Annotated in this window: 11 protein-coding genes and 1 pseudogene; 11 read left to right on the plus strand and 1 reads right to left on the minus strand. The window is 53.2% G+C overall.

Annotated features, from left to right (window positions below):
* The 10 genes and pseudogenes from ACOJWD_RS01950 to ACOJWD_RS01995 all read left to right on the plus strand — a co-directional run.
* On the plus strand, positions 1-750 hold a 750-nt coding region (locus tag ACOJWD_RS01950; RefSeq protein ID WP_486991541.1), incomplete at its 5' end, for a serine hydrolase domain-containing protein.
* A gap of 968 nt (positions 751-1,718) precedes the next feature.
* Positions 1,719-2,513 carry a Fic family protein gene (locus tag ACOJWD_RS01955; RefSeq protein ID WP_486991542.1) on the plus strand — a complete coding sequence of 265 codons (795 nt, stop codon included), beginning with the start codon at positions 1,719-1,721 and terminating at the stop codon, positions 2,511-2,513.
* A 797-nt stretch (positions 2,514-3,310) separates the two neighbouring features.
* Positions 3,311-3,463, plus strand: coding sequence for a transposase (locus ACOJWD_RS01960; RefSeq protein ID WP_486991543.1), 153 nt, complete (start codon positions 3,311-3,313; stop codon positions 3,461-3,463).
* 1 nt (position 3,464) lies between these two features.
* Positions 3,465-3,638, plus strand: coding sequence for a hypothetical protein (locus tag ACOJWD_RS01965; RefSeq protein ID WP_486991544.1), 174 nt, complete (start codon positions 3,465-3,467; stop codon positions 3,636-3,638).
* Between the two features lie 296 nt (positions 3,639-3,934).
* Entirely contained in the window at positions 3,935-5,380 is a 1,446-nt protein-coding gene (locus ACOJWD_RS01970; RefSeq protein WP_486991545.1) for an NADP-dependent isocitrate dehydrogenase, read from the plus strand.
* Positions 5,381-5,682: 302 nt separating this feature from the next.
* Positions 5,683-5,781, plus strand: a pseudogene (locus ACOJWD_RS01975) (zinc ribbon domain-containing protein); the annotation flags it as partial.
* 401 nt (positions 5,782-6,182) lie between these two features.
* On the plus strand, positions 6,183-8,534 hold the full coding sequence (locus ACOJWD_RS01980; protein WP_486991546.1) for an endonuclease MutS2: 2,352 nt from the start codon (positions 6,183-6,185) through the stop codon (positions 8,532-8,534).
* A 60-nt stretch (positions 8,535-8,594) separates the two neighbouring features.
* On the plus strand, positions 8,595-9,785 hold the full coding sequence (gene tyrS / locus ACOJWD_RS01985; protein ID WP_486991547.1) for a tyrosine--tRNA ligase: 1,191 nt from the start codon (positions 8,595-8,597) through the stop codon (positions 9,783-9,785).
* Positions 9,786-9,842: 57 nt separating this feature from the next.
* The gene (locus ACOJWD_RS01990) at positions 9,843-10,583 is read left to right on the plus strand and encodes a tetratricopeptide repeat protein (RefSeq protein WP_486991548.1); all 741 of its coding nucleotides are present in this window, start codon (positions 9,843-9,845) and stop codon (positions 10,581-10,583) included.
* A gap of 156 nt (positions 10,584-10,739) precedes the next feature.
* Complete coding sequence (locus ACOJWD_RS01995; RefSeq protein WP_486991549.1) at positions 10,740-11,480, plus strand: YebC/PmpR family DNA-binding transcriptional regulator; 741 nt, start codon at positions 10,740-10,742, stop codon at positions 11,478-11,480.
* Positions 11,481-11,610: 130 nt separating this feature from the next.
* Here the strand turns inward: ACOJWD_RS01995 and ACOJWD_RS02000 are convergent, their stop codons facing one another.
* On the minus strand, positions 11,611-12,993 hold the full coding sequence (locus ACOJWD_RS02000) for an FGGY family carbohydrate kinase (protein ID WP_486991550.1): 1,383 nt from the start codon (positions 12,991-12,993) through the stop codon (positions 11,611-11,613).
* A gap of 181 nt (positions 12,994-13,174) precedes the next feature.
* On the opposite strand from ACOJWD_RS02000, the gene ACOJWD_RS02005 reads away from it, so the two are divergent.
* The coding region (locus tag ACOJWD_RS02005) for a crossover junction endodeoxyribonuclease RuvC (RefSeq protein WP_486991551.1) at positions 13,175-13,583 on the plus strand (409 nt) is incomplete at its 3' end.

Genomic DNA, 13,583 nt, shown 5'->3' on the forward strand with positions numbered 1-13,583 from the left:
GATCCGGCGATCACGATTCATCATTTATTGACGCATACCGCTGGAGTTCCTGACTACTTCGACGAGGACGTGATAGAGGATTACGAAGAATTGTGGGTCGAGCGTCCCATGTACCGTATGCGCCGTCTCGAAGACTTCTTGCCGTTATTCCAAGATCGACCTATGCAGTTTGGGCCTGGGAAGCGATTCAAATACAATAACACCGGCTATATTCTTTTGGGGCTAGTGCTTGAACAGGTCACGGGTCAGCCATTTCAAGACTATGTGGCAGAGCATGTGTTGGCCCGAGCAGGCATGACGCGCTCGGGATACTTTGAATTGGACGCCCTGCCATCGAAAACGGCTCAGGGACACATTGAATTGCCCAATGGGCGGTGGAAGACCAATATCTATTCAGTCCCTGCTAAAGGCGGCGCCGACGGTGGTGTGTATGCAAGCGTGGAGGATATCGCGAATGCGTGGGATGCCCTGATGCAACATCGGCTCTTAACACCGACGAGTACCGCATGCCTTTTGACTCCGCATGTGGCAGCTGACCCTGAAGGTTGGTTCTACGGGTATGGTGTATGGATCGATCGGCGGGATGAAGAGATTTTCAAATATTACCTAATGGGGTACGACCCAGGGGTCAACTTTCACTTTGCGTTCTTTCCCGCCTGGGAAGTGTTGGTGGTGGTGTGTTCGAATCGCACTAATGGCGCCTATGCGATGATGAAGGCCATTGAGGACGCGGTGACGATAAAGTCCTAGCTATACAGGTCTTGATACCCGCCTGTTAATCACGCGGACGTTGTAAACGCGCCATCGGTCCCTGGCCAGTCAACCAGCATTGACGGTATGCGGACACGCCACTTTAGGGTGGGGAGGTTCAAGATACGAGGTCGCTTGGGGGATCGATAATCCGCTTCTGGCCTCCTACCCACTGTTGCGGAATCCGAGTGCCATTCTCTCAGTGGGCATGGCGTTCAGTGACCGGATCTTGACATGTTGGCTGGTTCTGAGAATTTTAAGCCATTGCAGCTGCAGGTGGTTCAGCGTACCGACTTGTGGATTTCTTCGGCGTATCGCTCCGGGTGTATTGTCAACAACTTCCTTGGACAGCGCGGTGTTTCTGCACTGTTTGTACCGGGCCTGTAAATGGCCGAGGAAAAGGGTGCCACTTTCGGCCAAGTGGCCGAGTAACTGGGGACCACAGCCGTACGGCGGTGGCTAACTAAAAGGGCACCGCGATCATCCCATCCGGTACCATGAAATTTGGCCAGCTAGCCAACTTCATGGTGCGGAGGTAACAGGAGTGATTTCGATGCCCGATATTCAGTTTATCCGCCAACTGTGCGAACGAGAAGGGTGATCCCTTCGACGCATTTGCCCGGGAGTTTCATTTCTCCCGGAAGACCGTGACCAAATATCTTCAGCGAACCGAAACGACCGAGAGCCCGCAGTACGCCCGAAAGAACTCGGCTTCAGCCCCCCAATGGCTCCCCATCGAACTCTCATCGAGCACTGGCTTCGCCAAAATGCCGAGACGCCCCGAAAACAATGGCATACCAGTCGTCGCATTGGTAAAAAATACTCTATAAATGAGACAGTGCGGTCCAAAGCGCTTGCGGGGTATCACGCCTATTTCCCCAAGGCACCACTGTGAGCCTCTCCCTCCTCCTCTTGATGCAAATGCGGTATACTCTCCTCATGAGTCCTAGCGAAAGGAGCGTTCCGGTATGACCGAATCGCTCGACCTCTTACTTCAACGCGTCACGAGGCAACAACACACCATTGCCCAGGCACGCCCTTTGCCCCAAGCGACACTGCGCAGCTTGTTGGATGATTTTCTTATCCGCTTCGCCCATGATACCACGGCCCTCGAAGGCAATACGCTGACCTTGCACGAAACCCAAGTCGTCTTGGAACACGGCATCGCCATTGGCGGAAAAACCTTGCGAGAACACCTCGAAGTGACTAATATTGCGAGCGCATGGGACGCTTTGGAACAATGGGTCCACGGTCCCGATCCTCTGACGGAATCTGTGATTGCACATCTACACCAACTGGTCATGCAAGGGATACTTCCTGACGACGCTGGTCATTACCGCACGGTTCCGGTGTTCATTCGCGGTTCTCGTCATGTCCCACCCAACCCTCTTCGCGTACCGGACGCCATGACCCACTTTGTTCAGCAATTTGCTCACCGGTCCACGTCCGTCCATCCGATAGTCTTTGCCTCCGAAGCCCATATCCAACTGGCGGCGATCCATCCCTTTGTGGATGGGAACGGGCGGGTTGCGCGTCTTCTGGTGAATGGCTGTCTGTTGCGAGATGCCTATCCGCCCGCATCCTATCCGGCTACCTCCCGAGCCGACTATCTCACCACCTTAGAACATGCACAAATCACGGGGAATATCGACTCGTTTGTTCGCGTGACGGCGGAAGCGGTCGACTGGATGCAACAGCGATATCTTCTGGCGATTGGTCAAACGTTAGACCCCGATCGTCTCCGATCAGGGCCACGGCTTTAAAAGCCTTGCATACCGTGCGACTAGCATGTACAGAAGCTTGCAGGTGCAAGTCCTGCTCTTGCAAATTACCCCATTCAAGTGAGATAGCCAAGATGGCATGGTGTCTACCGTAACGTGGAATCTGGTGGGTCTGAGGCACATGAGTGAGCCGCAACGAACTGTGAACCCGTGGTGGCTTGGCAGTGACGACCAATCTTCGGTAGGTGGTGAATTCCTTTGTCGCAGAGGCTTTGGGTTCCCGCGAAAGCGGAGAGCGGAACGGGTGAACAGCCCTGCGAGTCGCGTTGAGTGGTTAGGGATTGCGTTGGTGCTAACCGATTTTGTCATTCTGTGACTCACTGCGATGCCATCCGATCCGCCTTCGAAGAGTGCCCCGCGTGGCGGCGAGATCAGCTTGAAGGGCTAGAATTCGCTGATTGACATACCAAGAAACCGCACTGTCTACGCCAATCAGGGAATCCTCTGGGACAAGATTCGGAGCCGGCTTAGGTGGCCGTTCCTGCGGCGAAATGGATCGGAAGTGATGAAGACCACACTCATGACAAAACGAGTTAGCCATAACGCCAGGTCGAGTGTGGCTAAGCGAAAGCCAAATGTCTCAATTTGCGTAATGAGATGCCTCGAGGGGCCAATCCGAGGGACGATCATTCCAAAAGAGACCCAGATGTCGGACGTCTTGTAAGAACTCGTGAGGATTGGTGTACATACATTAACGGTTAAGTCTGGGTAGAGTCCCCGCGTCGTGAAACGTATGCTAAAATTAGGGACAATCGGGGCGCTCGGAGAGGGATGAGTAGATGACGGTGATCCAATGGCACGACCGCGGCGAGACCGAAGAGGTCTGTCAAAATCACCTCTATCAGCCAGGATGGCCTCGGGGATTTATTTGTCCCCAGTGTCAGGGAACTAGGTGTTGGAAGGCTCACCGGTCCCGAAGGACCGGCACTTGATATGAATGCAGTGGGTGTGGACATCAAGACTCGCTCACATTATCTGCTGCGTTATGTCCAAGGGGTCGATCCGTGGGGATGGTTGGCATCCATGCACCTTAGGCATAAGCACAGCTTGACGCCTAAAGCCATTAGCGTGCAGGGATTTCTGGTCGACGAGACCGATGGCCGCTGATGGTTTGTGGATGCTAGGCGAAGAAAATGTTGGTACTCAAAAATGTACTGACGCGTCAGACTTTGGACGTCGGTTAAGCGGAGGGATGAGCGACGGATTGTTACTGCTGTCGAGAAAACGGCGAATGGAAGTGTCCCGCCTGCAGCAACGCTTTTCCGCTCGCCGTAGAGGGTCCCTAAGCCGCATCATGCTATCTTTGGAGCGGGCTTGGCTATGTAATCTATCCAACCTGTGGGGGCAATGGATACTGGAGCAGAATGAGTAAATAGCGGAGAAACCGAAGGGAGAATATGGCCATGACACAACGCACCGGCATCACCGTAGCTTATGGAGACGGCATCGGTCCAGAAATTATGGAGGCTACACTACGCGTCATTCAGGCTGCTGGAGCCAATATTGAGATCGAGACGATTGAAATCGGAGAAAAAGTGTATCTGCGCGGAATAGAAACTGGAATGGAACCCGGGGTATGGGATTCGTTGCGAAGAAATCGTGTGTTCCTCAAGGCGCCGATCACGACGCCTCAGGGTGGTGGGTACAAAAGCCTGAACGTGACCATGCGAAAAGCTCTCGGATTATATGCAAACGTCCGTCAGACGGTGTCCTATGATCCGTATGTGCATACCCGGCACCCAACTATGGACGTGGTCATCATACGAGAAAATGAGGAGGACTTATATGCAGGCATCGAACACCGGCAAACCGACCAAGTATATCAGTGTCTCAAACTCATCACCCGTCCGGGGTCGGAAAAAATTGTCCGCTATGCGTTCGAATACGCACGCACCCACAACCGCAAAAAGGTGACCTGTCTCGCCAAGGATAACATTATGAAACTCACCGATGGGCTCTTTCATAAGGTATTTGATGAGATTGCCGCCGAGTATCCCGACATCCAGAACGAGATGTGGATTGTCGATATTGGAGCGGCGAAACTGGCGAACACTCCAGAACTTTTCGATGTCCTGGTCATGCCAAATCTATACGGCGATATTCTGTCCGACGTGGCCGCAGAGATTGCCGGATCAGTGGGGCTTGCGGGCTCAGCAAATATTGGAGACCAGTTCGCCATGTTTGAGGCCGTCCACGGATCGGCGCCAACATTGGCGGGACAAAATTGCGCCAATCCCTCGGGCTTGTTGCTAGCTGCGGTTATGATGCTGGTCCATATTGGCCAGTCCGAGATCGCTACGCGGGTGCACAATGCATGGTTGAAGACCATAGAGGACGGCATTCACACAAGCGATATCTTCACCGAAGGGGTTAGCCAGCAGCGGGCAAGTACCAGCGAGTTCGCAGAGGCAGTGGTCCAACGCTTGGGGCAAATGCCTGAGGTGTTAAAACCGGTGTCTTACCGGGCGCTGCAACCAATGTCGCTGTGGAAAAAAGATAGCCAGCATCAAAAGGCGGAAAAACGTCTGGTGGGGGTTGATGTGTTCCTCGACTGGGACCAAGGGAGTGCAGACGACCTGGGCCGTTCGCTCAGCCAGGTATTCGTGGACCCGCTCCGGTTGCGGGTCATTACCAACCGGGGTGTTAAGGTGTGGCCGGACGGCTTGCCTGAGACATTCTGCACGGACCACTGGCGATGTCGGTTTCTAGCTGAAGAGGGAGACCACGTTCAGCCCCGCCAGGTGGTAGACCTACTCATGGCGGTAACCGAGGCGGGATTTGACAATATCAAAACCGAAAACCTCTATCTTTTCGACGGAGTGCCTGGATTTTCGGCGGTGCACGGGTAACTAAGCGGAGAAAACTACCGGCAAGCCGAGTACAGTGAGGAATCAAAACCTCCCTCCACTCGGCTTCGATGATGCCATTTGGTCGTATATTGCGAATGGTATCATCCCTCAGCCGGTGGTACGACTTTTCGAGAACCCATTCCGATTGTGCAGGATTTCTGCATAGTACCCATTGAATCGAAATGGGGACAGAGATTTTTGTCATTATGAAATTGCGGCGAAAAACCCCTTGGTTGACGGAGCTCCTGAAAAACCTCCATTTGGCGAAGGGCATTGTCGAGGCGGGATAGCATCAACTCGTTCAGGACACGACCTACATAGCTGCAAAAGCCGGTCGCCGTGTCGTGCTGGTAGACCTCCGTTTCACGAGTCAAGATTGTTCGAGGCTCCATTTTACGTAGTGCAAGACAGACTTAACTGTGGAGGCCGGCATAATGGCGATGGCAATGCGGCGCTGAATATGCTGCAATCGGCGATGCTAGGCTGACACAAGATGGTTCGGGTTCGGACGAAGCCGTCACGATGTTTTCCAGGGGCACTAATGTAGCCCTTGCTCTTCGGTTCGTTCTTCGGGCGCAACCTGCCAAGAGGATGTTTTACGTGAGGAGCCATTCAATTCCTGAAATGCCCCCTCATGGTCTTTGGTTGTCATAGAGTAGATGGGATTTCCGGGCGAATGAAGTGGAATCGTAAGGTAAAGAGGCTGGCGTGAGGATTGGTGTCGCGGTAAAATTGGACGGACACGATGAATCACTGTTGGGAGGCCAGATGATGGTCTCCTTTGTATAGAAGGGACCTTAAATTGATAACACAGCGACTTCCGGACACGTTGGCGATTCTTGACTGGAATAAGGTGCTTCAATTGATAGCCGATCAAGCGGAGACAAGCATGGGGCATCAGCGGATATGGCGTCTAGCCCCGCACCCAGATCAGGATTGGCTACGCGAAGAACATCAGACCATCGAGGAATGTTATCGATGGATTGATAGTGGACTTTGCACAGCACGGGGAGCGGAATCTTTAGAGGATCTGTTAGAGAGGGTAGAAAAGGATGGGGTGCTCTCCATCCGAGATTTTGTGTTACTGCGGCGCACTTTGGCGGTATATCAAACCCTTAGACAAGTGGAAGATAGCCATCAGTATGAGATTATCATGATGCATCTCGAGCGCAGCATTTTGCCGGTCACGCTCATCCAAGCCATCAATCACGCTATCAGTGAGGATGGAGAAGTACGCGATCAGGCCTCGCCTCAACTGGGTGAGATACGGCGGCATATTCGGCGCGTTGAACGAGAGATCGACACCATCTTTGAGGGGATCTTGCACAGCCGCGAATGGGCCTCCTATATTCAAGAAGGCATCATTACATTGCGATTTGGCCGGCGAGTCATTCCTATCAAAAACGAGTTTCGCCATTCTGTGCCTGGGATTGTGCATGATGAATCAGGCAGTGGGCAGACGGTGTTCGTGGAACCGTTAAAGGTGGTCGAGCGACAAAATCGATTGACCACGCTTCGGCAAGATGAGATGCGCGAAATTGAGCGTATATTAGGGGTGTTAACAGGCCAAGTGGCCGTGGTCTCGTCGACCCTCGAAGAGATTCACCATCAACTGGCATGGTTTGATACCCACCTGGCCGTCACCCGCTATGGGCTAGCCCATCAAAGTGTGATTCCGGAGATCGGTGGTCAGAGGTTGACGCTTACCAATGCGCGCCATCCTCTCATTGGCCATCCCGTGCCGATATCGCTGGAATTGTCCTCGGATCGCCCCGCTATCGTTATTACCGGGCCTAATACCGGAGGGAAAACGGTTGCTCTTAAAACGGCTGGGCTGATGGTAATGATGGCGTTGTCAGGTCTGATGATCCCCGCCGATCCCGGGACAACCATCCCCCTCTATCGCCAGGTGTGGGCGGACATCGGCGATGAGCAAAGCCTAGAACAAAGCCTGTCCACTTTTTCGGGGCATTTAGTCAGATTGTCTCCCATGATGGAAGGGGCCGACCAGGATACGCTCTGTCTCATTGACGAGATTGGTGCGGGCACCGACCCAGAAGAAGGGTCGGCACTGGCCGAAGCCATGATTCAACATTTGGTAGAAAAGAAGGCGTCGGCAATTATCAGCACCCATTACAGTCGTTTGAAACTCTTGGGGTTGCACGATCCACGCATTCAAAATGCTTTAGTGGAGTTTGATCGCGAGACCTTAGCGCCGACGTATCACTTGGTCTTAGGCTCGCCGGGAAGTTCACATGCCTTTTATATCGCTCGGCGATTAGGGTTTCCGTCGTATTTGGTCGATCGTGCGGAAACCATTATGGATCATGAAGCGATTACCCTGGCCGATGCTATTCAGGCAATGAACGAGCTGCAACAGCAACTACGTCTTGATCAGCAGGAGATGTTGAGGAAGCGCGGCGAATTGGAGCAGATGGCGCGAGAACTGGCGCGTCGGGAACAAGATCTTCAAGAACGTTTGGAGAAAGACCGTAGCAAGGCTGAAAAGGTCTGGCGTCGGGAGTTGGATGAACTCACCGAGGCATTTAATCAGACGGTGGAATTGGTCCGTAGTCAGGAAGGAGCGGAGCGCGGGCGAGCGTTAGAAAAATTGCGAGAGCAATACCGAGGGTTGGCCCGGGTCCCGCGAGGTATGGCCCGTCAGTCGGTCGTGTCCGGCAGTTCTCCAGAAAAAGCGGGGGATCGCGTCCGTGTGGCAGGATTTCCCGATATTGGAACCATCGTGGAGCTAAAGGGGCAGAGTGCTACGGTGGAAATTGGATCCTTGCGCATGAAGCTACAACTGAGCGAACTCGAACGGGTCAGCGATTTACCTGCCAATCGGGTCGAAACCGGACGTGAGAGAGGATATCACGCTATCGGTCGACAAAAGAGCGAAAACTTAGGGTTAGAGGTGGACCTTCGTGGAATGCGGGAACAAGAGGCCCTATTGGTGGTAGACAAATATCTTGATGATGCCGTCTTAGCGGGCGCACCGTTCGTGCGGATTATCCATGGTAAGGGAACCGGAGCGCTTCGGCGGGCAGTGACACTGCAATTGAAAGGGGATTCCCGGGTACTCAAGTACCGCTTGGGAGATCCTGGAGAGGGCGGAGATGGCGTCACGGTCGCGTTTTTTGAGGAGATGGATTAACGCTTTGAGTCGAATGGTGTCTATGCTATACTCTCGGCAGTAGTGGTCAGGAGGCCAGAAGTGCAAGATATTCAGTCTAAAGTCGAATGGTTGCTTAATGGGGCCGACGATGTTGTGAGTCGAGAGCTCCTCATCGTGAAATTAGAACGGTCTGAACGTACTGGGGTCCCGCTGATTGTCAAGCTTGGCGTGGATCCGACGGCGCCGGATATTCATTTAGGGCATACGGTGGTCTTAGAGAAGCTACGTCAATTTCAGGAGTTAGGTCATCAAGTTGTGTTTTTGATTGGTGATATGACGGGCCGCATTGGCGATCCCACGGGTCGGTCGGAGACCCGTCGTCAACTCAATGCCGAAGATGTGAAGGAATTTGCTGCCACCTATGTGGCTCAGGCGGAAAAAGTTCTCGACGCCGAGCGTCTCAGTCTTCGTTATAACAGCGAATGGCTGGCACCACTAGATTTAACTGCACTGATTCACTTGATGAGCCATGTCACGTTAGCGCGTATTATCGAGCGCGACGATTTTCATCAACGGTTTACCGAGCACTTTCCTATCCATCTTCATGAACTGTTGTATCCGCTGATGCAGGCCTATGACTCGGTAGCCTTGAAGGCGGACGTAGAACTCGGCGGGACAGACCAACGATTCAATATTTTGACTGCTCGACAAATTCAGGAGGCCTACGGGCAAGAACCCGAAGTGGGCATTTTCATGCCACTGTTGGAAGGCACCGATGGAGTACGGAAGATGAGTAAGAGCCTCGGCAATTATGTCGGGATTGACGAATCCCCGGACGAGATTTTCGGTAAGGTCATGTCGATCCCCGATACTCTTTTGGTGCGATGGTATCAACTGCTATTGGGAGCCCAGCCCGACGTGATTACCACACGGATGCAAGAGGAAAATCCTCGTAATGTGAAGGCTGAGTTGGGCAGGCGACTTGTTGCGCGGTTCTGGGGCGAGGAGCGAGCCGCTCAAGCAGAACAGCAGTTTAATCTCACGTTTGTCCATAAAGAGGTGCCCGAAGACGCGAGACGCATCGCGTATACGCCAGATATGACTCACATGGCTTCGCTAGATTTGGTGGCGATGTTACCCGATATTGCTAGTCGACAGGAGGCTCGGCGGCTCTTGACACAAGCGGCGGTGAGCGTCAACGGAGACAAAGTGAGCATGGGGGATATGGTGCACCTTTCGCCAGGAGACTGGATCAAGGTTGGCAAAAGACGTTATTTTCGAATCGAATAGGGCGTCAGAGTGTAAATTTCGTATCAAGAAATTTGATGAGTTTAGAGGGGACTAAGCATGTCGGATTGGGAAGATGCGCAAAAAGGCTGGGAATTTATTCTATCCGAGGAATTTATGTTGGCCGAACAATGTTTTCGTCAAATATTAGAGCGTGAACCGCTATATCCTGATGCACTCACTGGCATGGCGGCGATTTATATTCGTACTGGAGATCCAGAACAGGCTCGGGAACTCTGTGAAATGGCCACGGCCCAGGCTGAACGCGACTTGCCTCGCACCAAGCGTCATACCGGATGGGAGGACGAAAATGTGCGCCCCTATATTCGCGCGCTCTATTATCTGGCCTTGACCTATATCGCGCAGCATGCGTGGGCGCTGGCACAACCGGCACTGGAAGAGATTATCGCTTGGGATATCACGGGAATGGGTGGCGAGGCCCTAGATACGTTGGCTCAGGTATTTCATCGTATTGGTCGACTCGAAGATGCCTTGCGCGCATACCTGGAGGCGGCAGAATACATTCCTGAGGACTACTATTCAGCCGGACTTATTCTCTGCCAAATGGGGAAAGTGAGAGAAGCCGAGAGCTTTTGGAGAAGGGGGTTGGAACGGCGTCCACGGCTTGCCATGCTCATTGCCAATTACCCACAAGTCGTGCCTATTCCTCGCACCAAACAACTCGATCGGGAGTTTTCTCGGGCGGTCTCCTACGTACATCATAGTAGTGAATTATGGGACGAGCACTCTCGGGCGGAGCTCGCCGGATATTGTGGTCGTCGAATCGCCTCCAATGGCTAATGATGGGAGGACTGCGTCATGGGTTCGCTTGAGCGCGGTTTGGGCTCAAGAGGTGCGGTCACTATGATATAGTGTGGGAGAAGAAGGGCGGTCGGTGCGAACGACGGAAGATAGGACTCGCCCATGAGGAATACGATTTAGAGGAGGGATTGCTCAATGTCTGGTCATTCCAAATGGGCCAACATTAAGCGAAAAAAGGCCAAGGTCGATGCCGTCAAAGGGACCGTGTTTTCGCGGTTGACCAAGGAAATCATGGCAGCAGCCAAGCGCGGGGGGGGAAACCCAGAAACCAACTTTAAATTGCGCATGGCAATTGACAAGGCGAAAGCGAACAACTTACCGGCTACCAATATTGAGCGAGCAATTCGTCGTGCCACGGGCCAAGAGGCGGGGGTCAATTATGAGGAAGTAGTCTATGAAGGCTATGGTCCGTCTGGCACCGCCGTCTATCTTGATATTTTGACCGATAATCGCAATCGGACGGCCGGTGAAGTCCGCCACCTCTTTTCTCGTCATGGGGGAGCACTCGGGGAAACCGGTTGTGTAGCCTGGATGTTCGAACCTAAAGGACGACTCCTCATTAGCCATACTGACTTATCCGAAGAGGAGCTATTGGATGTGGCGGTGGAAGCTGGGGCTGACGACTTAACGCGGGAAGAAGACGGATTTTATGTCCTTACCGGACCGGAGGTATTAGACGAGGTCCGACAACAATTTGAAGATCGCCACATTGAAGTGGATGAGGCAGAATTAGTCCGTTTGCCGAAGACCACAGTAGCCATTGATGGGCATGATGCGGAAGTGCTGATTGAACTTCTAGAGCTTTTAGAGGATCATGATGATGTGCAAAAGGTCTATTCCAATGCTGATTTTCCGGAAGAACTGCTCCAAGATTAACGTGACGTATAATCTCGGCAGGCCAAAGCATTTTGGGCCTGCTTTTTCTAGTGCGATACCCCCGGCGGAACGAATTCCAGTGAGAACCACGGTGGCTCTAGCAAGAAGGCCCCTCGCGTGTTCTAGACCGTTAGGGCTCAGACATGGTCTCCCTCACCATCTGGGCTGTGTTGCGCACCCGTTGGTGCAGTACTCCCCCATCATGGGGACTGTAACGGGTCGATGATTTTGGCATCCGCGGCGATGGGAGGGGATCCTTGGCTAAGTCTAAGGCGCCCACAAGAGATGCGTCTTGTTCATCAAATAGCACAATGGGCCGAGTTAGGGCATCAGCAAAAAATTGTGCCATTCCTGGAGACTCAATGAGACCTGACCCAGCGCGAATTTCCACCATCGGTTGCCCTACCCTCTCTAATGTCAAGAGGCCTTGCCAATATCCCGCCGCGATGGATACCAGAGTGGCTGCTGCTAGGTGTCTCTGACCGTGCTGCGGTAAGAGGTGTCGCCATTCGGCGTCAAGAGATTCATTCCACCACGGGGAGCGCTCCCCATAGAGATACGGAATCACTAGCGGGAGGGGGTCGTTGCTATACACGGTGTGTAAAGCGTCTTTGAGCAAGTGGTCAACGGGAACTGCAAAGATTTGGGACAGCCAGACTAAGAGACTGCCGACATTGGAAAAGGCCGATCCCACTAAAAACCCCTCTTTTGGCCCCATGGTATAGCAAAAGAGGTCAGGGTGATACAACGCCTGGGGGAATGTGGTGCGAAGTGAACCACTGGTTCCCATTGAGAGGACCGCAATGGATCCATCGGGGGGAATTCGCAGATGACGGTGAGCCATGGCAGCATCATTCCCCCCGATTCGTACCGTGAACCGTCCCTGTCGTTCAGGAACCTCCCAGGCCATGCTATGGAGTGACGGAAGGCGGTCGGGCGTCAGATGAGCGAGTTGTACTGCGTCGAGAGAATACTGGTGGTTTAGTCCCAGAAACCCACTGGCCGACGCAATGGAGTAGTCTTGCAACCATTCACCGGTCAATCGATAAAGGACATAGTCCTTTAGAGCAATAGGACGGGCATCGGCGGGCAGCTCTTTTCGTAGATGTAGCCACTTCACCAGTGGCGATGAGGCATGGATGGGTACACCGGTTGTGCGCCGCAATAACTGCGCCTCGGGCTGACTGCGCAGGGCCTGAGCCTCACCAACGGCTCGAGCGTCCATCCACGTCAGACTGGGGGTTAACGGGCATCCCGCAGCATTCACTGCCATTAAGGAGTGCATGGCGGCCGAAAAGCTAATGCGACGGACGGCAAAACGCCTGGTGAGAGTGTCCAAGAGAGCCTCTATATCATCGGCAATCGCGACGGGATTTTGTTCCGAGCGTTCACCGGAACTCAAGCGGTGGGCGGAACTCACGCCCTGATCGTAGATAGCGTCACGCTCGAGGGAAGCCACCTGCCATTTAAGGTGGGTGGTGCCAATATCAAAGCCGATGATCACCTCGTCCATAAGAGCACCTCATTGGGCCGTTTTTGTCGTTATAACCAGTGTGCCTGAGGATAGTGACGGAGTAAAGAGGAGACGGAATCATCGCCAGTATATGGTACGATAAAGGGCCATAAATTTTATTATTACCGGAAATAGGGAATTCGTCGTCTCGTGTCGTATTACATAAGATGGAGGGATTCACATGCGTGTTTTGGGGATTGATCCCGGCACCGCGACTTTAGGTTGGGGTCTCATTGAGCGCATCGGATCCACAACGCGGGCGGTGGAATACGGAGCACTCCTGACCTCGCCGGACGACCCTCCTGCATTGCGATTAAGGCAGTTGTATGATGGATTGTGTGACATACGCGATCGTCTGTGTCCCGATGTGGGCGCTGTCGAAAAGCTCTATTTTGGCCAGAACAGTCGAACCGCTCTTGCAGTTGGACAGGCCCGGGGGATTGTGTTGTTGGTATTGGAGCAATCGCAGATACGATTGGTGGAGATGTCTCCCACGGAAGTCAAACAGGCAGTGACTGGATACGGACGTGCAGAAAAGCGGCAAGTACAGTTGATGGTGCAAAGATTATTGGGGCTCAAGGAATATCCTA

This window comes from Sulfobacillus sp. TH-112 (genome assembly GCF_057473405.1).